We start from the raw sequence: 23,294 nt of genomic DNA, 5'->3' as shown, positions 1-23,294 counted from the left end.
TTCTATCGCAGGCCTAGCCTGAACGGAGCATACACATAATGGACTATCGGTATCTTGGCCGCAGTGCCCTGAAGGTTTCGCCTTTGTGTCTCGGCGCAATGATGTTCGGCGGCGAGACTGACGAGGCGAGCGCGAAGCGGATCATCGACAAAGCATACGACCAGGGTGTCAATTTCATCGACACGGCTGACGTCTATCACGCAGGCCGTTCGGAAGAAATCGTCGGGCGGGCCATCGCTGAGCGCCGGGACAACTGGGTCGTGGCCACGAAGTTCGGTTTTCCGACCGCACAGGGTCCGAACGAACAAGGCCAGTCGCGCAAGTGGATTATCCAGTCTGTCGAAGCGAGCCTGAAGCGGCTCGGTACCGACTACATCGACATCCTTTACTTTCACCGGGCGCTGACCGATGCACCGCTGGAAGAGGGCGTGCGCGCCATCGGCGATCTGATCCGCCAGGGCAAGATCCGCTACTTCGGCGTATCCAACTTCCGGGGCTGGCGCATTGCCGAAATCGCGCGTCTTGCCGACCAGCTCGGCATCGACCGGCCGGTCGCAAGCGAGCCGCTTTACAACATCGTTGACCGCACAGCGGAAGTCGAGCAGTTGCCGGCGGCGCATCACTACGGTCTGGGTGTCGTGTCGTATAGCCCGCTCGCACGCGGGGTGCTCAGCGGCAAATATGCGGTGGACGCAACCCCCCCGGCCGATTCGCGCGCAGGTCGCGGCGATAAGCGAATCCAGCAGACCGAGTGGCGGCCGGAGTCGCTCAGAATCGCCCAGACGATCGCCGGGCATGCGGCAGAGCGCGGCACGACTTCGATTGCGTTCGCGCTGGCGTGGGTCCTCAAGAACCGGCTCGTCAGCAGCACCATTGCCGGACCGCGTACCGAAGCGCAGTGGGACAGCTATGTCGATGCATTGAAATTGCAGCTCGGACCGGAGGACGAGAAACTGGTCGATAGTCTCGTTGCGCCGGGTCATGCTTCCACACTGGGCTATACCGATCCTGGATACCCGGTTGAAGGGCGGCGTGTTGCCTGAAATTTGGGAGGGTAGCGGGGGGCCGGTTGTTTCATTGCGTTGACGTCGGCCTGGGCCCCGGCACTTTCGCGGGTGTTCACGTCGCCACCGAGTCCGTGATGCATTCCCGCAGCCATTGATGCGCCGGGTCGCGATGAGAGCGTTCATGCCAGAGCATCGTCATTTCGTAACCCGGCACGTCAACCGGCGCCTCGACGACCTTGAGCGCGCTATTGCCGCGCACCAATCGCCAAGGCAGCATCGCCACGATGTCAGTACTCGCCAGCACTGACATCATGAACAGGAAGTGCGGAACCGAAAGCACAACTTTGCGCGTGAGACCCACCTCAGCAAGCGCGTCATCCGTGACGCCGCTAAATCCGCCGCCATCCGGCGAGACGATCACGTGCTCCAGTTTGCAGAACTGCGCGAGCGTTGGCCGTCGCTTCAGGCGCGGGTGATCTGCGCGACCTGCCAGCACATACCGTTCCTTGAAAAGCACCCGCCCGCGCAATCCGGGCGGCGCGCCTTCACTGGTATGGAATGCTAGATCGATGTCTCCCTGTTCCGCTTGCCTCGCGATGCGTGGCGGAACGGCTTCCACGATCGCGAGTCTGGTGCCAGGCGCCGCCGCGCGCAGACCGGCGAGTGTGGGCAGCAGGATCGTCGATTCGGCATAGTCGGTAGCGGCCACACGCCACGTATGACTCGCTTCGGCCGGATTGAATGGGCTGGCCGGCGCCACCGCGTGCTCAAGTGCATCGAGCGCCTGGCGCAAAGGTTCGCGCAATTCTTCGGCCCTCGCGGTGGGGCGCATGCCTCGTGGTCCCGGCAGCAACAAGGGGTCGCCAAAGATATCCCGCAGTTTGGCAAGATGCACGCTCACCGACGGTTGAGAGAAGTTCAAGCGTTCCGCGGCACGGGTCACATTATGTTCGGATAGCAGAACATCGAGTGTCACCAGCAGGTTGAGGTCCAATCTTCTGAGATTATTCATGGCAATACCTGACATATTGGTAATTCATTTCCAATATACCGGACGCAGACCTATCGTATTGCTTTCTGGCAACGGAGGTCAGGTTATGAATGTTCTTCTCGTCTATGCGCACCCGGAACCCCGGTCGTTGAACGGGTCGCTCAAGGACTTTTCGGTAAGGCGTCTCGAGGATGCCGGGCACGTCGTCCAGGTATCCGATCTGTATGCGATGAACTGGAAAGTATCGCTCGATGCAAACGACAACCTGGATCGGCAACCCGGCGCGCGTTTCGATCCCTCTCTCGACTCGAAGCGTGCTTTCAAGGACGGCAGGCAAAGTCAGGACATCGCACTCGAACAGGAGAAGCTGAAATGGGCGGATGCGGTGATCCTGCAGTTTCCGCTGTGGTGGTTTTCGATGCCTGCGATCCTGAAAGGCTGGGTGGAGCGCGTCTATGCCTATGGCTTCGCGTATGGCGTTGGAGAGCACTCCGACGCGCGCTGGGGCGACCGCTACGGTGAAGGCACCATGGCAGGCAAGCGGGCGATGCTGATCGTTACAACAGGTGGATGGGAATCTCATTACAGCCCGCGCGGTATCAACGGGCCGATCGACGATGTGTTGTTCCCTATTCAGCATGGGGTTCTGTATTACCCCGGCTTCGACGTGTTGCCGCCGTTTGTCATACATCGGACTAGCCGGGTCGACGAAGCAAGGTTCTCGAAGGTTTGTGACGCGCTCGGGCAACGTCTCGATGAGCTGTGGACGACCGCGCCGATACCGTTTCGCCCACAGAACGCCGGGGCGTATGACATCCCGGAACTCACATTGCGACAGGATGTTGTGCCGGATCAGGTCGGCTTTTCAGCGCACATTGAATAGACGTGTTGCCGCTCCTGCATTCACCTGCACAGCGTAGCCGTTGAATAGACGTTCGGTTTGGCCCGGTCCAGCTCCCCCTGGAGCGGCGCCAAGCTGACGAGACCGTATGCTTCACTGAAATTTGGTTGTAAGTCGCCGTTGTTAGAGTCGTCGTCAGAATTTTGCCGCCAGATGCCAGACAGTGTTCTTTGGACACATAGAAAAGGGGAGAGCGACAAACCATGAAAAATCGTGCGTTCTGGCTCATTCTGACGCTGCTTTTCACGAACCCGGTCTGGGCGTTTCAGTCCAGGGTCGTCACCATTCCCAGCGCGGCCATGCATAAGTCGCTCGGCGCGACTGTGGTGCTGCCCGACCAATACACGCACGGCAAAGCGGCCGATCGCTTCCCCGTCGTCTACTTGCTGCACGGCTCAGGCGGCGACTACACCGACTGGACCGCGAATTCGCACATCGGCAAACTGGCCGACCGCTATCACGTGATCCTCGTCATGCCGGACGGCGGTCATGAAAGCTGGTATATCGACAGCCCTGTCGATCCGCGCAGCCGTTACGAAACCTATGTAGGTACAGAAGTCGTCGGCTACATCGACACGCATTTCCGCACGATTGCGACGCGCCAGGCGCGCGCGATTACAGGGTTGAGCATGGGCGGGTTCGGGGCGTTGCATATCGCGCTGGACCGGCCGGACGAATTCGGCGCTGCGGGAAGTATTAGCGGAGCGGTCGATCCACGCGGTTGCGAGGATGAGCCTGGGATCGATCAGGTGTTTGGGGATCCTACCCGTCATGCCGATTTCTGGAACAACGAGGCGATTGTTGAGAACGCCCGTAGCTTGGGGAACGCGCATATTGCGCTGACGATCGATTGCGGGGTGAATGATTCGTTTGTTCAGTCGAACCGGATGCTGCATGCGCGGCTAGTCGAGTTGGGCGTGCCGCATGATTATGCGGAGCGGCCCGGCGGGCATACGTGGAAGTATTGGGCGAATGCGGTGCAATACCAGGTGCTATTTTTTGCCAGTTCGTTCAAGCGGAGTGGGGGAGCGGCTCAGACGTGAAGCGCGGATTTGTTGATTCTAGAAACTGACAGACAGTGTGATGCAACGCCTGTACACCGGGACTCGATTCGAGCGCACGCCAGCAACCGTGTACGAGCCCGGTTCCAATCCATAATTGGGCGTGTCCACCGGCCGCATTGACGCGTTCGACAAACACCCTCGCGTCGTCCCGTAACGGATCGTGTTCAACACCGATGGCAAGCGTGGGCGGAAGTCCGTCGAAGCGTGCCGCATCGATCGGTATCGTCCACGCAGGATAGGGCGCGCGTTCGCCCCCGCGTTTACCCCCGCGTTCGCCCCAATATAGATCGCGAAACGCATGGACATCTGCAAGCGTCAGCATCGGCGCATGCGCTTCGCTTTCTCGCGCAGGCATCTGTGGCTCGGTGCCAAGCATCGGATAGACCAACGCAAGTCCGCATACGCCCTGAACACCGTCATCGCGCAACCGCATTGCGGCGCTGGCAGCGAGATTGGCGCCGGCACTATCACCCGCCAATTGCAGCGCATTTTCCGCTAGCGAATCAAACGGCAACCGGCCGTCCAATGCCGCGAGCGTGACCTCCAGACAATCGTCATGCGCGGCCGGCGCGCGGTGTTCAGGCGCAAGCCGGTAATCGACCGCAATCACATCGAGGCCGGTATCCGCAGCAATACGCGCCGTCACGATCTGATGGCTCTCCAATGAGCCGAGCACGAAACCGCCACCGTGAAAGTACAGGACGGTCCCGCCGCGTGTCCGGCTCGCCTTTCTACGACTCCGATAAAGCCGCAGCCTGATCAGATGCCCGGCGCTCGCCCGAAACACAGCGTCTTCGGCTATCACATCGGCTGGTAAAGGCGGCGTGAGTGCAGCCGCATAGCGCTCGTAAATCGCGCGCTGCTCGCTCGGCGGCAATGAAGTCGAATGCCCTGCATAGATGGCAGCGGTCCGTTCGATGAACGCCGCGATCTCCGGTTCAAGCATGCTCACTCCCCTCGCTTCCCGCACTTCAATTGCGCGGCGCCTTGACAGGCAATCCGATCACGCGCCCCGCAAACCTGGCCGCCGGCAACACAGTATGCGCTTGCGCCAACGCCTGAACGCGCGCCTCGACATCAGGGTCGAAGGCAACAGCGCGCGGGCCGCCGGTATCGACGTGCAGCAGCATCTGCTCGCCTGCGGCCACCGGTTCGACGCCATCATCGGCAAACATCTCGAGGTAAAGATGCAGCCGCTTCGCGTCATGCCCCAGCACGCGCATATCGACGCGAACCTGCGCGCCTTCCTTGATTTCATGCAGGTAGTTGATATGCGCTTCGAGCGTATAGATCGAGCGGCCACGTTCCTTACGCACCGAATCAGACAGTCCGATTACATCAATCAACGCGTCAGTCGCGAAGCTAAAAATCAGCATGTAGAACGCGTCGCGCAAGTGGCCGTTGTAATCGACCCATTCAGCGCGCACGGTATCGCGATAGCAGGGTAGCGTTGCGTTGTCGGGCATAGGTAATCGTCTCCTTCGTCAGTATGAGCTGCAGCGGCCGCTGTGGGAACGCACTGGGCTGACGCCGCGGTGCGCTTGCCAGCATGCAGTCGCATCACTCCGCGGGAAGCAGGCCATGCCGCGCCTTGGCTTCCCCAATCGCCGCCAGCACACTCGTAATGCAATCGTCCCGATAGCGTTCAAGCTGCTTGATCGAGCGCGGCCCGACCTGTTCAGACGTCCCGTCCACCACCCGATCGATCAACTCGTCAGTTAGCTGCGGCGCTACCAGTTTAGTCCACGGCAGCTCCAATGCCGGTCCAAACTGCTGCATGAAGTGGCGCATGCCCGCATCGCCGCCCGCCAGCGTGTACGTCAGGAACGTGCCCATGAACGACCAGCGGATGCCTGCGCCGAAGCGGATCGCGTCGTCGATTTCGCCCGTGGTCGCCACACCTTCGTTGACCAGATGCAGCGCCTCGCGCCAGAGCGCTTCGAGCAAACGGTCAGCGATAAAACCGGGGACTTCCTTGCGCACTCGCAGCGGGCGCATGGAAAGCGAACGATAAACCTGCATCGCGGCGTCGATGGTTGCCGGTGCGGTACGTTCGCCGCCAAGCACTTCGACGAGCGGCAGCAGATACACCGGGTTGAACGGATGCCCGACGATGCAACGCTGCGGATTCACCGCCCGTGCGTAGAAGTCGCTCGGCAGCAGGCCGGAGGTGGACGAAGCGATGATCGCATCCGGCTTCGCCGCACGGCTGATCTGTTCATGCAAGGCGAGCTTCAATGCTTCGCGTTCGGGCGCGCTCTCCTGAATGAAATCCGCCTGTTCGACACAGGCTTCAATCGTATCGACGAAACGCAACCTGTCGGGCGTTGCGCCCTCGGCGAGGCCGACACGCTCCAGAGCCGGCCACGCATTCGCGATGTTCTCGCGCAACTGTTTTTCCGCGCCGGGAGCGGGGTCCCACGCGACGACGTCGAGCCCATGCGCGAGCGCGCGCGCCACCCAGCCGCTGCCGATCACGCCCGCGCCGATTGCCGCAAATGTTTTGATATCGACGATCACTGCCATTGCTGATATTTCCTTTGCCTATGAGTTCTCAGGTTCCGAAGCGCGCTATATCAAGCTATATCAGGCGCAACGGATGCGCGACAGAGTCACGCGTACTGTCTAGCCACACGCCGCTCCAACTGCCGCTCGCCACGCGCGGGCAAGCCGAGTTTGCGGCGGCCTTCGGCAGGTGTAAGCGCGCGTCCGCCGAGCCGGTCGATAATCTCGACCGCGCGTTGCACCAGCGTGCCGTTCGTTGCGTGCACACCTTTGTCGAGCCAGATGTTGTCTTCGAGGCCGACACGCACGTGGCCACCGAGGAGCATCGCCTGCGCGACCATCGGCATCTGCATGCGGCCGATGCCGAAGCCGGCCCAGTGCGCGCCAGGCGGCAGATTGTCGGCCATCGCTTTCATCGTCGTGGTATCGGCGGGCGCGCCCCATGGAATGCCGAGGCAGATCTGAAACAGCGGCGGCGCGTCGAGCAAACCTTCCTTGAGCAATTGCTTCGCGAACCATAGATGCCCGGTATCGAAGATCTCCAGCTCCGGCTTCACACCGAGTTCCTGGATACGTTGTGCGCCGGCGCGCAATTGCGCGGGCGTCGACACATAGATGTAGTCGCCGTCTCCGAAATTGAGCGTGCCGCAATCGAGCGTGCAAATTTCCGGCAGCAGTTCCTCGACGTGCGCGAGACGCGTCAAACCGCCGACGAGGTCAGTTCCCGCGCCGAAGCGCATCGGGTCTTCACCGGGACCAATCTCGAGATCGCCACCCATACCCGCCGTCAGATTGATGATCACGTCGGTGCCCGACGAGCGGATCCGGTCGACGACCTCGCGATACAACTGCGGATCGCGGCTGCCGCGACCGGTCTTCGGATCGCGCACGTGACAATGCGCGACGGTGGCGCCGGCTTTCGCGGCTTCGATAGCGGCTTCGGCGATCTGCTTCGGCGTGACGGGAATGGCCGGATGCTTGCCGACCGTATCGCCCGCGCCGGTGACCGCGCAGGTCACGATGACTTCATGATTCATGCGTGTAGTTCCTGTGGATTGAAAATGCGCAACTCGATGGATGGAGACCCGACTGGGGCAAGGCCCAGGGTCAAAGCTGACCGCGTCAAACCCAATCGCGTCTAGCCGACCGCGCCTGGGCGGCCCCGTCAAAGCCCGAGATAGGCTTTCACCGCGGGCAAGCCGTCTTTACCGTCATAGGTCTTCACGCCTGCGAGCCACGCATCCAGTACTTGCGGGTTCTTCTTCAGATACGCTTTGGCGGCATCGGCGGGTTTTTCCTTGTTCATCACCGACTGCATCACCACGTTCTCCAGTTGCGTCGAAAAGCGCAGATTGCTCACGAGCTTGCCTGCGTTCGGACAACGCGTCAGATAGTCGGGGGACGTCAGCGTATAAACGCGTGCTTCGCCGTCGTTCGGACCGAATACGCCCTCGCTACCGGTGAGGTATTTCATATCGATCTGGATATTCATGGGGTGCGGTTCCCAGCCAAGAAACACCACCCATTTTTTCGCGCGAATCGCGCGATCCACCGACACCAGCATGCCCGCTTCACTCGACTCGATCAGCTTGAAACCTCCGAGGCCGAACTGATTGTTGGCGATCATTTTCTGAATCGCCGCGTTCGCGCTGCTGCCAGGTTCAATGCCATAAATCTTGCCGTCAAGTTCATCGCGGTGTTTCGCGATGTCGGCGAAAGTCTTGAGGCCTGCCTCGTATTCGTAACTCGGCACGGCGAAGGTCGCTTTAGCGCCGGTCAGGTTAGGCGGTTGCAGCACCTGGATCGATTTCGAATCGACGAACGGTGCAATCGCCTTCTCTTGCACGGGCCACCAGTAGCCGAGCGACACGTCGAGCTGTTTGCTCTTCAGGCCAGCGAACGAAATCGGCACCGAGGCGACGGTCGTAACAGGCTGATAGCCGAGCCCCTCGAATACGGTCGATGCGAGCGCAGTGGTCGACGTGATGTCTGTCCAGCCGATGTCGGCAAAATGCACCGCGCGACAGGTGGAGGGATCCTGTGCGAATACGGGCGACGCAGCGGCGACGGCCGCCAGACAGGCAAGATGGGCAAGCAAGGCTTTGACGCGTAACTTCATGACGTTCCCCCTTGTGACACGTTGAACAGCGTGTTTCGAACCGGCCGCAACGAGAAAATCAGAGCGGCCTCCCGGACATGCGCGATACGGCATTGAGTAATACTTGAGTGATGCCTGAACTGCACGAATGACGTAACGTTAATGCCCCATATTCCTGCCAAAGCGACCGCCTGCGACCCGTTCTTGCTCCCACGCGACAACGAGGGAAAACCAGCATCGTTCGTCATTGCAGTGCAGCATCGATTTGCTGCGTTGAATTTTGGTGCGCCTTGCCGGCTCGCGCGCTGCTTGCTACGCTCGCCCGGAATCCCGCGTCCGCTTGCGGTTTGTGTCCCCGAGTGTCCATAAGTGTCCCTGATCGAGTCTGTGCAAGATGCCCGAAGATATGTCGTTTCTGCTGCTGCCGGGCTTTTCGGCGATCGGTTTCATGTCGGCGGTCGAGCCGTTGCGCGTGGCGAACCGCTTTCGCGGCGATCTCTACCGCTGGCGCATTCTGAGTCTCGACGGCGCGCCGGTTGCGGCCAGCAACGGCATTTCGATCAACGCGGACGCGGCAATCGCCGACGTCCATGAGGCGCAGACGGTGTTCGTCGTCGCGGGCTTCGAGCCGCTCGCCTGCTATACGCGCGTGCTCGGCGATTGCCTGAAGCGGCTCGAGCGCGCCGGCGCGACGCTCGGCGGCATCGATACGGGCAGCTTCGTCCTCGCGGAAGCAGGGCTCCTCAGCGGCTCGGATAGCGTGACCGTCCATTGGGAAGCGTTGTCGGCGTTTCGCGAGCGCTATGCCTCGCTGAACGCAAGCCAGGAGCTGTTCGAAATCGGCGTGCGGCGCATCACGTGTGCGGGCGGCACGGCGTCGATCGACATGATGCTCGACCTGATCGGCCGCAAGCATGGCGCAGCGTTGGCCTCGGCGGTATCGGAACAGTTTGTCGTGAGCCGGATCCGGCAGCGTTCGGACCATCAGCGAATGGAAATCGCGGCACGTTACGGCGTGCACAACCGCAAGCTGATTCAGGTGATCGGCGCAATGGAACAGCACATGGAAGAGCCGCTGACACCCGACCAACTCGCCCAGGAGATCAGCGTGACGCGGCGGCAGCTGGAGCGGCTGTTCTGCGCGTCGCTGAAGGACACGCCGACGCATTTCTATCTGCAACTGCGCCTCACCCGTGCGCGCGAGTTGCTGCAGCAGACCGACATGTCGATCACGTCGATTTGCGTTGCATGCGGATTCGAGTCGCCTTCGCATTTTTCGCGGACCTATCGCGCGCGGTTCGGCGTGAGTCCGAGAAGCGACCGGCAGGTGATGGGCGGCAGAAATGGCGGCGCTGGGTTGTCATCAAGCGAGGCAATGCAGGAATCGGCCTTATCGTCGAGCTTTCAATGACCTTTCGAGGTGATTAAGCCGATTCTAGCAACAGTGAATTCGCTTATTAGGCGTTTACCCTATACAGGCTGACTCCTAGACTATCTCTACTGGCTGCAAACAAACAGGTTTGCAGCACGGCATAAAACAATCTCTGGAGGTAGTCGTCATGAAATCGCTGATCGAAGCTGTTGTTATCGCCACTCTCATCACTGCGCCGCTTGCTGCTTTTGCCCAATCCAGCCAGCCGGTGACCCGCGCCCAGGTGCGCGCTGAGTTGATCCAACTGGAAAAGGCCGGCTACAACCCGTCAACAGCGAATATGGACGACTACCCGGCAAACCTTCAGGCAGCCGAGGCGCGCGTCGCGGCGCAAAACGGCACCGCTCAAGCAAGCGGTTATGGGTCGGCAACGAACGGTTCGTCGCAAGCAGGCAGCCGTACTGAAACGACGCCGAGCTCCTATTCGGCTCCGGTCGCCAACTTTGGTCATTAATAGGCGGCGGTGCGGGCGATAGTCTCGCACCCGTCTGATTCAAATCGTTGCACGCGGCCCTGCTTTCACTTCGATGTGAAAGCAGGGCCGCTGTGCAATTGAGCATTGAACGAGGCAGCCGGCGCTGCTGGTTTTGCGCCGGCACTTAGTCCTGTACGGCAGTCAACTGCCTGAGTTGCTCCAGCAATTTCACCGCCGGACTCGGCAAAATCCCCTGACGGCGCCGAAACGCCGTCAACGTGCGGCGTCCGACCAGGCCGGGAATCGGCAGCGTATCGAACACGCCGGCCGCGCTTTCGGTGTCGTACATCGGCGTTGCCATCCAGCTCAGAAACCCCGCACGCGTCACCAGGCTTTTCAGCACCGTGATCGAGCGAGTCTCGACGGCAATCTGCGGCATGCCGAGCCCATGCTCGGCAAACACGTGCTGCATATGCTCGAATGGACCCGTGCCACGCGGCGGTACGCACCATTGCTGATCGAGCGTGTCGGCAAGCGATAAATCCGCTTTGTTTCGCAGCGGATGATCGAGCGCGGCGACCACATAGCTCGTGTCTTCCCATCTGCAATCGGCAATCGCGGCGATCTCGTCCGTGTCGGGCACCGCCATGCTGAGCGCGAGATCGATCTCGTGTTTCATCAGACTGTCCGCAAGCCTGTCCCAAACCCCCTCCATGATCTCCACACGCAGATTCGGCCAGCGCGCGAGCACACCGCTCACCGCGAGTGGTAGTACGAGCGTCGCGATGCTTGCCACCGCGCCGACGCGAATCGTTCCTTTCGCGAGGCCGCGCATCGCGTCGATCTCCTCGCGCGCGTGATCGGCTTCGCGTTGCAGCAGGGTGGCGTGCGGCAGCAGCGCGCTGCCGATCGCAGTAAGCTGCATACCCTTCGAGTGCCGTTCGAACAGCGGCGCGCCGACCTGATCCTCGAGCCGTTTGATGGTGCGGCTCAGCGCGGGCTGCGTGACGTGCAGCACTTCCGCGGCACGGCCCAGGCTGCCGCTCGCGACGATGGTTGCGAACGCATGCAATTGCTGAAGATTGAAAGTCATGCTTAAAAGTAATGCCTTTTCTCAAAAAAGGCAATTTTCAATCAACCATGAGCTTCCGATAATGAGCCATCAAGAAACGGCGCTCATCGACCGCAACTATTTGCATGGGACCAGAGTAAGGCGCTAAAGCGCCAACTCTGGTCGACAGGAGACAGGCATGACCAGCAACGCGCCCCGTTCAGACGCTTCGGGACTCTCTCAACAGGCATCGTTCACCGTGCGCCACGCCGTCATCGATCTCATGCGCCGCCTCGGCATGACGTCGGTGTTCGCCAACCCGGGGTCGACGGAATTGCCGTTGTTCCGCGATTTTCCGCAAGATTTCCGTTACGTGCTGGGCTTGCAGGAAGCGGCCGTGGTCGGCATGGCCGACGGTTATGCGCAGGCCACCCGCAACGCGTCATTCGTCAATCTGCATTCGGCGGCGGGTGTGGGCAATGCGATGGGCAATATCTTCACCGCGTTCCGCAATCGCACGCCGATCGTGATCACCGCCGGGCAGCAGGCCCGCTCGATTCTGCCGGTCGACCCGTTCCTCGCGTCGACCCAGGCCACCGAATTGCCGAAGCCGTACGTCAAATGGAGCATCGAACCGGCGCGCGCCGAAGACGTGCCGCTGGCGATCGCGCGCGCCTATCACGTAGCGATGCAGGAGCCGCGCGGCCCGGTGCTGGTGTCGATTCCCGTCGACGATTGGGACCGCGCGGCCGACCCGGTGCCGGCCCGCGTAGTCAGTACCGAGACTCGGCCGGAGCCGTTCGTGCTGGAGCAGATCGGCGCGGCGCTCGACGCCTGCGAACGGCCGGCTTTCGTGGTCGGCGGCGCAGTCGAGCGGGCCGGTGGCTGGGACGAAGTGGTGAGTCTCGCCGAACGCCACAATGCCCGCGTGTTCGTCGCGCCGATGACAGGCCGCTGCGCATTCCCCGAAGACCATCGTCTGTTCGCCGGTTTCTTGCCGGCTATGCGCGAGAAGATCGTCGAACTGCTCGGCGGCCATGACCTGGTTTTCGTGATCGGCGCGCCGGCTTTCACATATCACGTCGAAGGGCGCGGCCCGCATCTCCCTGCCGGTGCAACGCTGTGCCAGTTGATCGACGACCCGGCTATCGCGGCGTGGGCGCCGATCGGTACGGCAGTGGTCGGCAATATTCGTCTCGGCGTGGCCGATCTGCTGACGCGGCCCGCACCGAAGACACGCCCTTTGCCCGCGCCACGCGCCGCGTGTCCGCGCGCGGAACCGTCTGCGTTGATGTCGGTGGCGTTCGCGTTGCAGACCCTCGCCGAAGTGCGCCATGCGGACGATATCGTGGTCGAGGAGGCACCGAGTTCACGGCCGGTAATGCAGAGCTATCTGCCGTTCACGCGCAGCGGCACCTTCTACACGATGGACAGCGGCGGCCTAGGTTATGGCATGCCGGCTGCTGTCGGCGTGGCGTTGGCGAAGCCCGGCACGCGCGTGATCGGGCTGATCGGCGACGGCTCCAGCATGTATTCGATCCAGGCCATCTATAGCGCTGTGCAGATGAAACTGCCGATCACATTCGTGATCCTGAACAATTCCCGCTATGCCGCGTTGCAGGACTTCGCGCCGGAATTCGGTTTTGGTCCGGCCGATCCTGTGCAGGGCACCGATCTACCGGGACTCGACTTCGTGGCGCTTGCAGCAGGCATGGGTTGCCGGGGCACGCGCGTCACCGATGCCGAACGCCTGCATGACGTTCTGCGTGACGCGTTGGCCTCATCCGGACCGATGCTGGTCGAAGTCGTCGTGGCTTGACCTCAAGCGAGCGCCACGCCCGCATTCATAAAACTTTCCGCAGGAGACAACACGATGCAGAGTATTTCGATGCTGATCAACGGCGCAGCAGTGCAAGCGAGCAACGGCGCCACCTTCGAGCGCCGCAATCCGCTCGACGGCGAAGCCGCGACGCGCGCCCCCGCAGCGACGGTCGCCGACGCGGTAGCCGCCGCTGACGCCGCCGCAGCGGCGTTTCCGGCATGGTCCGCGCTGGGGCCGAGCGAGCGCCGCGCGCTGCTGATGAAGGCCGCGCATGCGTTGGAAGCGCGAAGCGCTGCGTTCGCCGCGGTGATGGCAGCGGAGACGGGCGCATCGGCGATGTGGGCGGGGTTCAATGTGCATCTCGCCGCCGGCGGTTTGATGGAGGCGGCGGCGCTCACCACGCAGATCGGCGGCGAACTGATTCCATCCGACGTGCCCGGCAGTCTCGCGATGGGCGTGCGTCAGCCAGCCGGTGTCGTGCTCGGCATCGCGCCGTGGAACGCGCCGGTGATCCTCGCGGTGCGCGCGATTGCGTTGCCGCTCGCATGCGGAAATACGGTCGTGCTGAAGGGCTCGGAAATTTGCCCCGGCACGCACGGCCTGATTATCGATGTCTTGCAGGAAGCGGGCTTGCCGAAGGGCGTGGTGAACTTCGTCACCAACGCACCGGCCGATGCAGGCGCAGTGGTCGAGGCGCTGATCGCGCATCCGAAAGTGCGGCGAGTCAATTTCACCGGCTCCACGCATGTGGGCAAGATCATCGCGGCCACGTGTGCGCGCTATCTGAAGCCGTCGGTGCTGGAGCTCGGCGGAAAGGCGCCGTTGATCGTGCTCGACGACGCGGATCTCGATGCAGCCGTCAACGCCGCTGCATTCGGCGCGTTCGCCAACTCGGGGCAGATCTGCATGTCGACGGAACGGATCATCGTCGATGAACGGATCGCGGACTCGTTCGTTGCAAAGCTCGCGCAGAAAGCGCGGGGCCTGCCGCTCGGCGACCCGCGAAAAGGGCCGGTGGTGTTGGGATCGGTCGTCGATATGAGCGCGGTGGAACGCTGCAATGCGCTGATAGACGACGCGCTGGCCAAAGGCGCCACGCTCGTCTGCGGCGGTAAGGCGGACAGCACCTTGATGCCCGCCACGCTGCTCGACCACGTCACACCCGCTATGCGCATTTATGGCGAAGAATCGTTCGGGCCTGTGAAGGGCATCGTGCGCGTGAACGGCGAAGTTGAAGCCGTCGCCTGTGCGAACGACAACGAGTATGGGCTTTCGTCGGCGGTGTTCAGCCGTGATGTCGCGCGCGCGATGAATGTCGCAAGGCGCATCGAATCGGGCATCTGTCACGTCAACGGGCCGACCGTTCACGACGAAGCGCAAATGCCGTTCGGTGGCGTGAAGGGCAGCGGCTTTGGGCGCTTCGGCGGGCAGGCGGGAATCGCTGAATTTACGGATTTGCGCTGGATTACCGTGCAAACCACGCCGCGTCATTACCCGTTCTGAAGGGTCGATTGTCGTTCCGGTCGCTGCGTATCGCTGCCCGCTGATTCGCAGCAGCGATACGCGCGCCGTGAAAGCCATTCATACATGTCATGGCTTTTGCGCGAAACGGCAATGTCTAAAGCCGGTCGCTCGCTCACATACTCGCTAAAAAGCGTGACCAAAAAGCGTGACCAAAAAGCGCGAGCCAAAAGCGTGACGACAAAAGCGCGGCGCTCAGATCGCGCACACAAACCAGGAGACAGCTTCATGACCAGTTATGTACCACCGGCCGGTCCGTCCAGTGCGGCAATCGGTGCGACCGATGCGACCGACGCACCGCTCGCCGGCCATCAGGCAGGAAGCGAAGAGGGGCGTCACGCAGTCGATATCGGCCGCACGCTCGACGAAGGCCCTTACACCACTATGCAAAAGATCGTGGTGTTTCTCGCGGCGTTGTCGATCGTCCTGGACGGTTTCGACAGCCAGTTGATCGGTTTCGCGATTCCAGTACTGATCAAGGAATGGGGCGTCACGCGCGCGGCTTTTGCGCCGGTGGTCGCGGCCGGTTTGATCGGCATGGGGATCGGCAGCGCGTGTGCCGGGCTGCTGGCCGATCGCTTCGGTCGCCGCTGGGCGGTGATCGGCAGCGTGCTGGTGTTCGGCGCCGCTACCTGTGGTATCTGCTTCGCACCCGACATCGCGACGATTGCCGTGCTGCGTTTTATCGCCGGCCTCGGCATTGGCGGCGCGTTGCCGAGTTCGACGACCATGACCGCGGAGTTCACACCGGCTCGCCGCCGCACATTGGCAGTCACTGCAACGATCGTCTGCGTGCCGCTCGGCGGCATGGTGGCGGGTTTGTTCGCGCATGAAATTCTGCCGACGTACGGATGGCGCGGCTTGTTCATGATCGGCGGCGTGCTGCCCCTTGCACTCGGCGTGTTGCTGCTCTTCACGTTGCCTGAGTCGCCGCGCTTTCTCGCCCGGCGGCCGCAGCGCTGGCCGGAACTCAAACGCCTGCTTGGCCGGATGTCGCGTCCGGTGGCAAGCGGCTGTGTATTTACCGACGCGCGCGAACAGGCTGTTGAAAAGCACACCGGTTTCACCGGGCTGTTCCGCGGAGGCCTGGCGCTCGATACGGTGGCGATCTGGTGTGCGTTCTGCCTATGCCTGCTGGCCGTCTACAGCGCTTTCAGCTGGCTGCCGACGATGCTGAGCACGCAGGGTTTGTCGGTGTCGGTGGCGGGTTCGGGGCTCACCGCGTACAACCTCGGCGGTGTGGTCGGCGCGTTGTTGTGCGCCGTGGTGATCGCTCGCACCGGCTCGCGTTGGCCGTTGATTCTCTGCAGCGCGGGTGGTGCGGCGAGCGCGTTGTTGCTGCTCGGTGTGAACATCTCCGCCCACACCGGCTTGCTGATCTTCGGTCTCGGCGTGCACGGGCTGTTCGTCAACGCGGTCCAGTCGACGATGTTTGCGCTGTGTGCGTACGTCTATCCGACCCGTGTGCGCGCAACCGGCACCGCATCGGCGCTCGCGTTCGGCCGGCTCGGCGCGATTGCCAGCGCGTTCGCGGGCGCGGTGGTGATTACGGAAGGCGGCGCATCGTCGTACCTGTGGATGCTCGGGATCGCGATGGTGATCGTGATGGTCGCGCTGATGGTGGTCAAGCGCCATATTCCGAAGCCGGGCGTTTGAGGGCACTGTCACGTTGCTGGGACGGTCGAGTAAGATCGCGTGATGAAGAATGCAAAATCGCAAGCAACTCGCCGCACGCTTCGCCGCCTGGCATCGCTTCACTGAGATTACCCAAGATCGGTCCGCTTTCTAACCAAACGCGGAGCCTTTCCGCTCTTGCGTCGCGAACGCTTTAACGTGACAGCGCCCTGCAGGAAGATGGAACTCGGAGTCGAACCGCCCAATCGGAAGACTGCCTGGGATTGATCAGTCGCCCGCACGAGGTACATTGCCACTCTTGTAGGGTAATTCCGTACGGCTCCTCAGCCCGACGGAATAAGGCGCGCCGCAGTGGCAACTGTGTTCGCGCCGCAGAAAGTAAGTTTTCTGGCAGTCGCGGGAAAAATTTCCGGGCAACGTGTGGTTGTGGGCACACCGCGTTGATCGGAGCCGGTGTCATCAGAGGATGAAGTTTGCGCCGAGTCGTCAGGTTGACAAAGTCTCCTCGGCTCATCGAATCACGCAAAAAGAAGAGATCAGGCGGCGTTTGTGTTCGGCTAGCAGTAGTCCGATTGTAGATGTGTTTTATATAGTTTGTAGTGCGACATAATCATAAAGTTGGAGTCTATGCATGAAGAAGGTTAGGAGATTGTTAGGGAAAAAGCGACATCGACACCATGCCAGCCTGTTGGCTGCCATGGTGTCTACTGCGACGTTGTACTCCGTCCCAGCAGCCGCGCAGTCGTCGGTAACGCTTTTCGGGCTTGTCGATACAGGAGTTCGATACACAACTCATTCGAATCCACAAGGCGATTCTCGCGTTCAGCTCGCCAACGGCGCAAGCGAGAGTCTTTGGGGATTCAAGGGGGCGGAAGACATTGGTGGTGGAACGAAGGTCGTATTCCAGCTCGAGAATCGTTTCTTCCCGAACTCCGGGGCGACCGACCCCGCTTATCCATTCTTCAATACGGCTTTTGTTGGCTTGCAGTCTGGCAGCTACGGAAGGCTAACAATGGGACGCCAGATCAACCCGCTTGCTGACGCTGTTCTGGGCGCCTTCATCACGAATCCATGGCTTCCGACGTTCTACCAGTTCCGGCCGGAGGTCACGATGGCTCAGGGCGTGTGGACGAGCAACATGGCCAAATATGCGGCGAGATGGCAATACCTGACGGTTGAGCTGTCGTACGCGTTTGGTGGCAATGCGGGCTCGTTTGGTTCGGGAAGTCAGATTGGGGCATCGATTCTCTATTTGCCCGGCGCACCATTGCGTCTGGCTGCCGCGTACCTGGACTCGCGCGATGCCGTGAACGCTTCCGCGCACTTCAAGTCCTGGACTGCCGGCGGGTCCTATTCGTTCGGCGATACGACGCTCATGGCCGGCTGGGCAGTGAACAGGCAGGATACCGGGTTTGTCGGCAATTTCCCTAACGGCCCATTCACTGCGCCGGAATTGTCCGCGCTTAAATTCAACACGTTCAGTTCCCGACAAATGTTTTTTGGTGGGGTCTCGCAACTGGTAGGGGACGCTACTCACCTTTCCGCGAATGTGTGGCGCACGATTCAGACCGGCAAGACGCAGGCCGCGGATGGAAACGCGACGCAATTCCAGCTGCTTGCAGACTATAACTGGTCGAAACGTACGGATACCTATCTGGAAGCGGACTACTCGCTGTACCGTGGCGGAATGGTTGGCGCCCAGTTCCAAGGCATTAACGCCCTGAGTTCGGCGTACGGCACGACCCAACTGGGCATCATGGCCGGCGTGCGGCATACGTTCTAGTCTCCCTGCGGGACGACGAGCGGCTCGAGAAAGCGCCGACAGGGGCGATCACGGATAATCTTGAAAGAGCGCCAGGATCTCCTTCGAACATATTTCGATTCGACCATACCGGAGAGCGATCGCTCCTTTGTCGGCCATTGCCTTAAGCTCAAGCGAGAGCGTCTGGCGTGTGATGCCGAGCATCATGGCCAGGGTGTCCTGCGAGACGCTGACGTTCTGGCGACTCTGCGGCCAAGTGGTTACGTCGCCCGACGCAAGCTGTAGCAGCCGCCGGGCAACGCGTGCACGCGTCGAATGAAGGGTGGCATCTTCGACCATGCGATAGAGCCAATTCATGTGGATGGACTGCAACTCGGCGATGGCCCGGAGGAACGCTTGATTCTGCATTAGCTCATCAAAGGCGGAGGTCCTGACCACGAAGACGGTCGATCGCTCGATCGCGATGACATCACGTGCGCGTGGCTGCCGGCCGGTCATAGAGGCCTGTCCAAACCAGTTACCGGCTTCGATCACGGCCAGGATCGCCTCCTTGCCGTCCTCGCGCAGCGTGAAGGCTTTGAGTCTGCCGTCCTTGAGACCACAGAAGCCGGTCGGTGTATCGCCCCGGCGGAACAGATATTCGCCAGGTTGCAGCGTCATCAATTCGCTTCGCTGGATAAGCGCCTCCTGCTCGGCCGGTGGCAACGAGCTGAACCACTGGTTTGTCCGCATTTCTTCGGACGTGTCCGCCATGAATGCCATTATCGGGTTCGGGCCGCTGATCGAGAGGATCAATGCATTCTATACGCACGGAAAATTGCAACGCAAGGTGGGGCAAACAATCGTCACTGATTGTTGTGATGAGATTTGCAATTCATTAGACACGCTCCGCTTGCGCCTCCTGCCGTTTACTGGCCGAAATAAATCGACATCAAGCCGTCACTGGAAGTGGGGCGGACGGCTGCCGGAGCGCCCGATGCCGACGAGCCGCTGACCACGCCGCCATAGCCGCTTGTCGCGCCATTTTGCGCAGCAACGCGCGCTTCGGCAGCCTGAATCGCCGTCGGATAGGAGGCGTTATCGCCGTCCCCGACGTGATAGCCAGCGCTTTCGAGTTGAATGAGCTCAGCGCGCACTTGCTCGCGGGTTGTTAAAGGAGCGTCCGATTGTTGAGCGAACGATACAGCCGGAGCGGCGAAGACCGCAGCGACAAGGACTGCGTGGATTAGCGACTTCATGATGCTTACCTCCTTGTTATCTGATTACACTCGTGGATAAACTGCTCGGTGCGCTCGCGCGTGAAGTGCTCTCAAAAGCCTCGTGGCAACGATCTGGTTTCGCGGATCATGCTTGTTCGGCTCTTCGGCGAGGCGACGGCGGCGACTCCAATGACTTGACCGTAGGTCAGGTTCTGCGCCCAATACGCTTCTATCTCCCCGACTAAGTCCGGCGGCGGGGTGCCGTAATTTTCAGCGGCTGCCTCTTTCCGGCCCTCAGTGAGTGCCCACCGGAAGAGCGCTAGCGCAGCGTTCGCACCAGCCGTGTCCTTGGAGTCGGCCTTCATCAAGATGAATACGACACCAGGAATCGGCCAGGCTTGGTCGCCCGGCGGATTGGTGACGATTTGGTAGAAATCATCCTCACGGCCCCAAGCCACTGTTTCCACCGCAGCCTTGAAACTCTCGGCCGATGGCTCGACAAATGCGCCGCTTTTATTCTGGACGATCGCATAGGCCAGATGCGCCGGCGCGGCGTAGGCCAGTTCAACATAGCCGATCGCGCCCTTGATCCGCTTGACATACGTAGCGACGAGCTGGCTGCTCGTGGCGTTGACCCCCACGGGCCATTTGACCGTCAGGCCGCTGCCCACCTGCTCGCTCCATTGCACACTCACCGCGCACAGGTAGTTCGTCCAGTTGAAGGTCGACCCGGAACGATCGCCGCGATGCACCACGACGATTTTCAGATCAGGGAGCGCGAGGCCGGGATTGACCGCCTTGATGGCCGCATCGTTCCATTCGGTGATCTTGCCCAAGTAGATGTCCGCCAGCAGCGCCCCCGTCAATTGAAGCTGTCCCGCGGCAATGCCATCGAGGTTGACTGCCGGCACGAGGCCGCCCGCCGCCACCGGAAATTGGATGAGTCCCGATGCGCGCAATTCGTCGGGTTTCAGCGGCATGTCCGAGGCGCCAAAATTCACCGTAGCCGCTTTCAGCCGATCGATGCCGTTCCCGGAGCCAATGGGATGAAAACTCACCTGCTGGCCGGTTCTGTCGTAGTAGGAGGCGGCCCACTTCTGGACCAGGGGGTCGAAGAAGCTAGAGCCGGCGCCGGTGATTCCTCCTGCCGCTTGCGCTGCCAGCGCCTGACTCGCGACGAGGCACGTAACCGCGATACATCGAAACACTGGCCATAGGTCGCGGGCCGTTCCATGAAAGAGTGCGGAGATTAGAACGACAACGGTTCGCTGGAATCTGGTGTTCATGGCGGCGACCCCTATGGCGCTTTTGGGTTGCGCTTACCCGCCCCGCCCAAGGATTGCGGCACGTCGGCAGGTACCACTGCACTGTATGCGCTGACCGCGTGCGCATGAATAAGGCCCACTTCTTAAATGAGGCTAGGGGATTGCCTTATTCAATGACCGGGCTCCGCCCTATTGGCTCTCGATCCACTGAATTGCGAAGCGCACCAGATCGTTGCCGTGACGGATATTCAGCTTTTTGTTGGACTCTGCGAGATCGCCCCCGCAGGTTTGTTTCGCGATGGCGTCGCGCGTCTGCTCGGCGACGTGGCCGACGGCGCCGAAGTGAAATGCGCCGACTACGCGCAACAAGATTCTGTCGGCGTAGCTTCCGGCGCAAGTCCTATATTCGACCCTTTACAGTAAAGGCTCAGATCCCGCCGACGCACATGTACTTGATCACGACGTAATCGTCGATACCGTAGTGCGAGCCTTCACGGCCAAGACCCGATTGCTTGACGCCGCCGAACGGCGCAACTTCGTTGGAAATCAGCCCGGTGTTGATACCCACCATGCCGTATTCGAGCGCTTCCGCGACGCGCCAGACGCGGCCGATATCACGGCTATAGAAGTACGACGCGAGGCCGAATTCCGTATCGTTGGCGAGGCGGATCACTTCTTCATCCGACGAGAAGCGGAACAGCGGCGCAAGCGGCCCGAAGGTTTCGTCGCGTGCGACCTTCATGGCCGGCGTGACGTCCGCGAGCACGGTCGGCTCGAAGAAGCCGTGACCGAGCGCATGGCGCTTGCCGCCGGTGACGATGCGTGCACCTTTGGCGAGGGCGTCTTCGATATGCGATTCGACCTTGAGCACAGCGGCTTCGTTGATCAGCGGACCTTGCGTGACGCCGTCTTCGGTGCCGCGGCCGACCTTGAGTTGTTCGACGGCAACGCGCAGTTTTTCGGCGAATGCGTCGTAGACTTTATCGTGCACGTAGAAGCGATTCGTGCAGACGCAGGTCTGGCCGCTATTGCGATATTTCGACGCGATGGCGCCTGCGACGGCCGCATCCAGATCCGCGTCTTCGAAGACGATGAACGGCGCGTTGCCGCCGAGTTCGAGCGACACTTTCTTGACCGTCGGCGCGCACTGCGCCATCAGCAGACGGCCCACCGGCGTCGAGCCGGTGAAGGACAATTTGCGCACGATCGGATTGCCGGTCATTTCCGCGCCGATCGCTTTCGGCTCGCCGGTGACGACGTTGAACACGCCGCGCGGTACTCCGGCGCGTTCGGCCAGCACGGCGAGGGCGAGTGCCGACAGCGGCGTGGCTTCGGCCGGTTTGACGATGATTGGGCAGCCGGCGGCAAGTGCCGGGCCGACTTTACGGGTGATCATGGCCGCCGGGAAATTCCACGGTGTGATGGCCGCGCAGACGCCGATCGGTTCTTTAGTCACGACGATGCGTTTGTCGTTTGCCGGCGTGGGGATGGTGTCGCCGTTGACGCGTTTGCCTTCTTCAGCGAACCATTCCAGGAACGAGGCGGCGTAGAGGATTTCGCCTTTGGCTTCGGCGAGGGGTTTGCCTTGTTCGGTGGTCAGGATCTTTGCCAGATCGTCGGCGTTTTCCAGCATCAGGTCATGCCATTTGCGCAGGATCGTGGCGCGGTGTTTGGCGGTGGTTGCGCGCCATGCTGGCCATGCGGCGTTTGCTGTGTCGATTGCACGGCGGGTTTCGCTTGTGCCCATGCGGGGCACGGTGGCGATTGTTTCGCCTGTGGCGGGGTTTTTTACTTCGAAGGTCGCGCCGTCGTCGGCGGGTTGCCATTCGCCTGCGATGTAGGAATTTGTTTTTAGAAGGGAAGGGTCTTTTAGGACTAGCGTCGGCATTTTGGGTTTGCTCCTGGGGTTTTGAATTTAGGGTTTTTTGCCTGCGCGGCGCTTGTTCGTGTGTTTGCCTGCGGCGTTGGCCTTTCCTTGATCTCGCTTCTTGGCCTTTCCTTGAATTGATATTGGTCTATTAGCGTTCGCCCCTGTGCGGGGCAGGCACTTACTTTCTTTGCCGCCGCAAAGAAAGTAAGCAAAGAAAGCGGCTTCACACCGCTAATTCTTAAGCGGGTCCCCTGGCTTGGAGGGGGTAGTGGTGCATCTGGAATCCGTGTTCTCGCACATTCGGCGTGAGTGACAAAGCCGTCATACTTCCGGCGACGCTGCGCGCGCCGAAGAGTACCTCTTAAAACCGTTCGCTGTGTTTTAGCGCTCGCGTCTTGCTTAGAACCCCGGCTCGTCATCGCCACCGCCGCCGCCGGGGCAACACACCGACACTTCATTCGAAGTGGGGGGGCGCCCACGAGAGCAGCGGCGCATTGCCGAGGCGAAGCCGATGGCCCCCACCGCACACGAACGAAGCCGCATGGTTTCCCTGGCAGACCCATCCGCGACGCACGCAGTGCGGAGTGGGAGCTGATGAGCCCTTTGTCACTAACGCCGAATGCGCAAGGGCACGGATTCCAGATGCACCACTACCCCCTCCAAGCCAGGGGACCCGCTTAAGAATTAGCGGTTGGAGCCGCTTTCTTTGCTTACTTTCTTTGCGGCGGCAAAGAAAGTAAGTGCCTGCCCCGCACA

At 61.2% G+C, this 23,294-nt stretch carries 21 protein-coding genes; 10 read left to right on the top strand and 11 right to left on the bottom strand.

Annotated elements, in window-relative coordinates; genetic code table 11:
• The first annotated feature begins 38 nt into the window (after window positions 1-38).
• Window positions 39-1,043, top strand: a complete 1,005-nt coding sequence (locus GNZ13_RS30885) for an aldo/keto reductase (RefSeq protein ID WP_172171651.1) — start codon at window positions 39-41, stop codon at window positions 1,041-1,043.
• A 76-nt stretch (window positions 1,044-1,119) separates the two neighbouring features.
• Here GNZ13_RS30885 and GNZ13_RS30880 read toward each other — a convergent pair whose 3' ends face one another.
• Window positions 1,120-2,034, bottom strand: a complete 915-nt coding sequence (locus tag GNZ13_RS30880; RefSeq protein WP_172171649.1) for a LysR family transcriptional regulator — start codon at window positions 2,032-2,034, stop codon at window positions 1,120-1,122.
• Between the two features lie 70 nt (window positions 2,035-2,104).
• On the opposite strand from GNZ13_RS30880, the gene GNZ13_RS30875 reads away from it, so the two are divergent.
• Both GNZ13_RS30875 and GNZ13_RS30870 read left to right on the top strand, forming a co-directional pair.
• Window positions 2,105-2,881, top strand: coding sequence for an NAD(P)H-dependent oxidoreductase (locus GNZ13_RS30875; protein ID WP_172171817.1), 777 nt, complete (start codon window positions 2,105-2,107; stop codon window positions 2,879-2,881).
• 221 nt (window positions 2,882-3,102) lie between these two features.
• Entirely contained in the window at window positions 3,103-3,942 is an 840-nt protein-coding gene (locus GNZ13_RS30870) for an alpha/beta hydrolase (protein ID WP_172171647.1), read from the top strand.
• On the opposite strand, the gene GNZ13_RS30865 is transcribed toward GNZ13_RS30870, so the two are convergent.
• The 5 genes from GNZ13_RS30865 to GNZ13_RS30845 all read right to left on the bottom strand — a co-directional run bounded on the left by GNZ13_RS30865 (window position 3,911) and on the right by GNZ13_RS30845 (window position 8,587).
• Window positions 3,911-4,909: an alpha/beta hydrolase gene (locus tag GNZ13_RS30865; RefSeq protein ID WP_172171645.1), complete on the bottom strand. Its 999-nt coding sequence runs from the start codon at window positions 4,907-4,909 to the stop codon at window positions 3,911-3,913. The two genes, GNZ13_RS30870 and GNZ13_RS30865, sit on opposite strands and share 32 nt — an antisense overlap.
• Before the next feature lie 25 nt (window positions 4,910-4,934).
• A complete protein-coding gene (locus GNZ13_RS30860; RefSeq protein WP_172171643.1) occupies window positions 4,935-5,429 on the bottom strand; it encodes a thioesterase family protein in 495 nt (164 codons plus the stop codon).
• A 94-nt stretch (window positions 5,430-5,523) separates the two neighbouring features.
• A complete protein-coding gene (locus GNZ13_RS30855) occupies window positions 5,524-6,489 on the bottom strand; it encodes an L-carnitine dehydrogenase (protein ID WP_172171641.1) in 966 nt (321 codons plus the stop codon).
• A gap of 86 nt (window positions 6,490-6,575) precedes the next feature.
• Complete coding sequence (locus GNZ13_RS30850; RefSeq protein ID WP_172171639.1) at window positions 6,576-7,505, bottom strand: BKACE family enzyme; 930 nt, start codon at window positions 7,503-7,505, stop codon at window positions 6,576-6,578.
• Between the two features lie 128 nt (window positions 7,506-7,633).
• Window positions 7,634-8,587, bottom strand: a complete 954-nt coding sequence (locus GNZ13_RS30845) for a choline ABC transporter substrate-binding protein (RefSeq protein WP_172171637.1) — start codon at window positions 8,585-8,587, stop codon at window positions 7,634-7,636.
• Window positions 8,588-8,960: 373 nt separating this feature from the next.
• Here GNZ13_RS30845 and GNZ13_RS30840 point away from each other — a divergent pair, with 373 nt between their 5' ends.
• Together GNZ13_RS30840 and GNZ13_RS30835 are read left to right on the top strand one after the other, a co-directional pair.
• Complete coding sequence (locus GNZ13_RS30840; protein ID WP_172171635.1) at window positions 8,961-9,977, top strand: GlxA family transcriptional regulator; 1,017 nt, start codon at window positions 8,961-8,963, stop codon at window positions 9,975-9,977.
• Window positions 9,978-10,125: 148 nt separating this feature from the next.
• On the top strand, window positions 10,126-10,452 hold the full coding sequence (locus GNZ13_RS30835; protein ID WP_172171633.1) for a DUF4148 domain-containing protein: 327 nt from the start codon (window positions 10,126-10,128) through the stop codon (window positions 10,450-10,452).
• Between the two features lie 145 nt (window positions 10,453-10,597).
• On the opposite strand, the gene GNZ13_RS30830 is transcribed toward GNZ13_RS30835, so the two are convergent.
• Window positions 10,598-11,506, bottom strand: a complete 909-nt coding sequence (locus tag GNZ13_RS30830; protein ID WP_172171631.1) for a LysR family transcriptional regulator — start codon at window positions 11,504-11,506, stop codon at window positions 10,598-10,600.
• Window positions 11,507-11,663: 157 nt separating this feature from the next.
• Between GNZ13_RS30830 and mdlC the strand changes: the two genes are divergently transcribed.
• The 4 genes from mdlC to GNZ13_RS30810 all read left to right on the top strand — a co-directional run bounded on the left by mdlC (window position 11,664) and on the right by GNZ13_RS30810 (window position 18,225).
• Complete coding sequence (gene mdlC, locus GNZ13_RS30825; protein ID WP_172171629.1) at window positions 11,664-13,283, top strand: benzoylformate decarboxylase; 1,620 nt, start codon at window positions 11,664-11,666, stop codon at window positions 13,281-13,283.
• Window positions 13,284-13,337: 54 nt separating this feature from the next.
• Complete coding sequence (locus GNZ13_RS30820; protein ID WP_172171627.1) at window positions 13,338-14,789, top strand: aldehyde dehydrogenase; 1,452 nt, start codon at window positions 13,338-13,340, stop codon at window positions 14,787-14,789.
• 402 nt (window positions 14,790-15,191) lie between these two features.
• On the top strand, window positions 15,192-16,463 hold the full coding sequence (locus GNZ13_RS30815; RefSeq protein ID WP_236002275.1) for an MFS transporter: 1,272 nt from the start codon (window positions 15,192-15,194) through the stop codon (window positions 16,461-16,463).
• Between the two features lie 610 nt (window positions 16,464-17,073).
• Window positions 17,074-18,225 (top strand): porin, encoded by a 1,152-nt coding sequence (locus GNZ13_RS30810; RefSeq protein WP_172171623.1) that lies wholly within the window; start codon window positions 17,074-17,076, stop codon window positions 18,223-18,225.
• Window positions 18,226-18,273: 48 nt separating this feature from the next.
• On the opposite strand, the gene GNZ13_RS30805 is transcribed toward GNZ13_RS30810, so the two are convergent.
• The 3 genes from GNZ13_RS30805 to pstS form a co-directional block, all read right to left on the bottom strand.
• A complete protein-coding gene (locus tag GNZ13_RS30805) occupies window positions 18,274-18,999 on the bottom strand; it encodes a Crp/Fnr family transcriptional regulator (protein WP_236002263.1) in 726 nt (241 codons plus the stop codon).
• Between the two features lie 113 nt (window positions 19,000-19,112).
• Complete coding sequence (locus GNZ13_RS30800; protein WP_172171622.1) at window positions 19,113-19,442, bottom strand: DUF4148 domain-containing protein; 330 nt, start codon at window positions 19,440-19,442, stop codon at window positions 19,113-19,115.
• Window positions 19,443-19,513: 71 nt separating this feature from the next.
• A complete protein-coding gene (pstS, locus tag GNZ13_RS30795) occupies window positions 19,514-20,689 on the bottom strand; it encodes a phosphate ABC transporter substrate-binding protein PstS (protein ID WP_172171620.1) in 1,176 nt (391 codons plus the stop codon).
• A 216-nt stretch (window positions 20,690-20,905) separates the two neighbouring features.
• Here pstS and GNZ13_RS30790 point away from each other — a divergent pair, with 216 nt between their 5' ends.
• The gene (locus GNZ13_RS30790) at window positions 20,906-21,091 is read left to right on the top strand and encodes a hypothetical protein (RefSeq protein WP_172171618.1); all 186 of its coding nucleotides are present in this window, start codon (window positions 20,906-20,908) and stop codon (window positions 21,089-21,091) included.
• 4 nt (window positions 21,092-21,095) lie between these two features.
• Here GNZ13_RS30790 and gabD read toward each other — a convergent pair whose 3' ends face one another.
• A complete protein-coding gene (gabD, locus tag GNZ13_RS30785; protein WP_172171616.1) occupies window positions 21,096-22,556 on the bottom strand; it encodes an NADP-dependent succinate-semialdehyde dehydrogenase in 1,461 nt (486 codons plus the stop codon).
• Between the last annotated feature and the right edge of the window lie 738 nt (window positions 22,557-23,294).

This window comes from Paraburkholderia elongata, from assembly GCF_013177735.1.
Lineage (GTDB): Bacteria > Pseudomonadota > Gammaproteobacteria > Burkholderiales > Burkholderiaceae > Paraburkholderia > Paraburkholderia elongata.
This window is presented reverse-complemented; position numbering and strand designations above follow the sequence as displayed.

Coding starts and splice junctions, on each gene's coding strand:
- GNZ13_RS30885 (WP_172171651.1), top strand. CDS start 39: ATGGACTATCGGTATCTTGGCCGCAGTGCCCTGAAGGTTTCGCCTTTG.
- GNZ13_RS30880 (WP_172171649.1), bottom strand. CDS start 2,034: ATGTCAGGTATTGCCATGAATAATCTCAGAAGATTGGACCTCAACCTG.
- GNZ13_RS30875 (WP_172171817.1), top strand. CDS start 2,105: ATGAATGTTCTTCTCGTCTATGCGCACCCGGAACCCCGGTCGTTGAAC.
- GNZ13_RS30870 (WP_172171647.1), top strand. CDS start 3,103: ATGAAAAATCGTGCGTTCTGGCTCATTCTGACGCTGCTTTTCACGAAC.
- GNZ13_RS30865 (WP_172171645.1), bottom strand. CDS start 4,909: ATGCTTGAACCGGAGATCGCGGCGTTCATCGAACGGACCGCTGCCATC.
- GNZ13_RS30860 (WP_172171643.1), bottom strand. CDS start 5,429: ATGCCCGACAACGCAACGCTACCCTGCTATCGCGATACCGTGCGCGCT.
- GNZ13_RS30855 (WP_172171641.1), bottom strand. CDS start 6,489: ATGGCAGTGATCGTCGATATCAAAACATTTGCGGCAATCGGCGCGGGC.
- GNZ13_RS30850 (WP_172171639.1), bottom strand. CDS start 7,505: ATGAATCATGAAGTCATCGTGACCTGCGCGGTCACCGGCGCGGGCGAT.
- GNZ13_RS30845 (WP_172171637.1), bottom strand. CDS start 8,587: ATGAAGTTACGCGTCAAAGCCTTGCTTGCCCATCTTGCCTGTCTGGCG.
- GNZ13_RS30840 (WP_172171635.1), top strand. CDS start 8,961: ATGCCCGAAGATATGTCGTTTCTGCTGCTGCCGGGCTTTTCGGCGATC.
- GNZ13_RS30835 (WP_172171633.1), top strand. CDS start 10,126: ATGAAATCGCTGATCGAAGCTGTTGTTATCGCCACTCTCATCACTGCG.
- GNZ13_RS30830 (WP_172171631.1), bottom strand. CDS start 11,506: ATGACTTTCAATCTTCAGCAATTGCATGCGTTCGCAACCATCGTCGCG.
- mdlC (WP_172171629.1), top strand. CDS start 11,664: ATGACCAGCAACGCGCCCCGTTCAGACGCTTCGGGACTCTCTCAACAG.
- GNZ13_RS30820 (WP_172171627.1), top strand. CDS start 13,338: ATGCAGAGTATTTCGATGCTGATCAACGGCGCAGCAGTGCAAGCGAGC.
- GNZ13_RS30815 (WP_236002275.1), top strand. CDS start 15,192: ATGCAAAAGATCGTGGTGTTTCTCGCGGCGTTGTCGATCGTCCTGGAC.
- GNZ13_RS30810 (WP_172171623.1), top strand. CDS start 17,074: ATGAAGAAGGTTAGGAGATTGTTAGGGAAAAAGCGACATCGACACCAT.
- GNZ13_RS30800 (WP_172171622.1), bottom strand. CDS start 19,442: ATGAAGTCGCTAATCCACGCAGTCCTTGTCGCTGCGGTCTTCGCCGCT.
- pstS (WP_172171620.1), bottom strand. CDS start 20,689: ATGAACACCAGATTCCAGCGAACCGTTGTCGTTCTAATCTCCGCACTC.
- gabD (WP_172171616.1), bottom strand. CDS start 22,556: ATGCCGACGCTAGTCCTAAAAGACCCTTCCCTTCTAAAAACAAATTCC.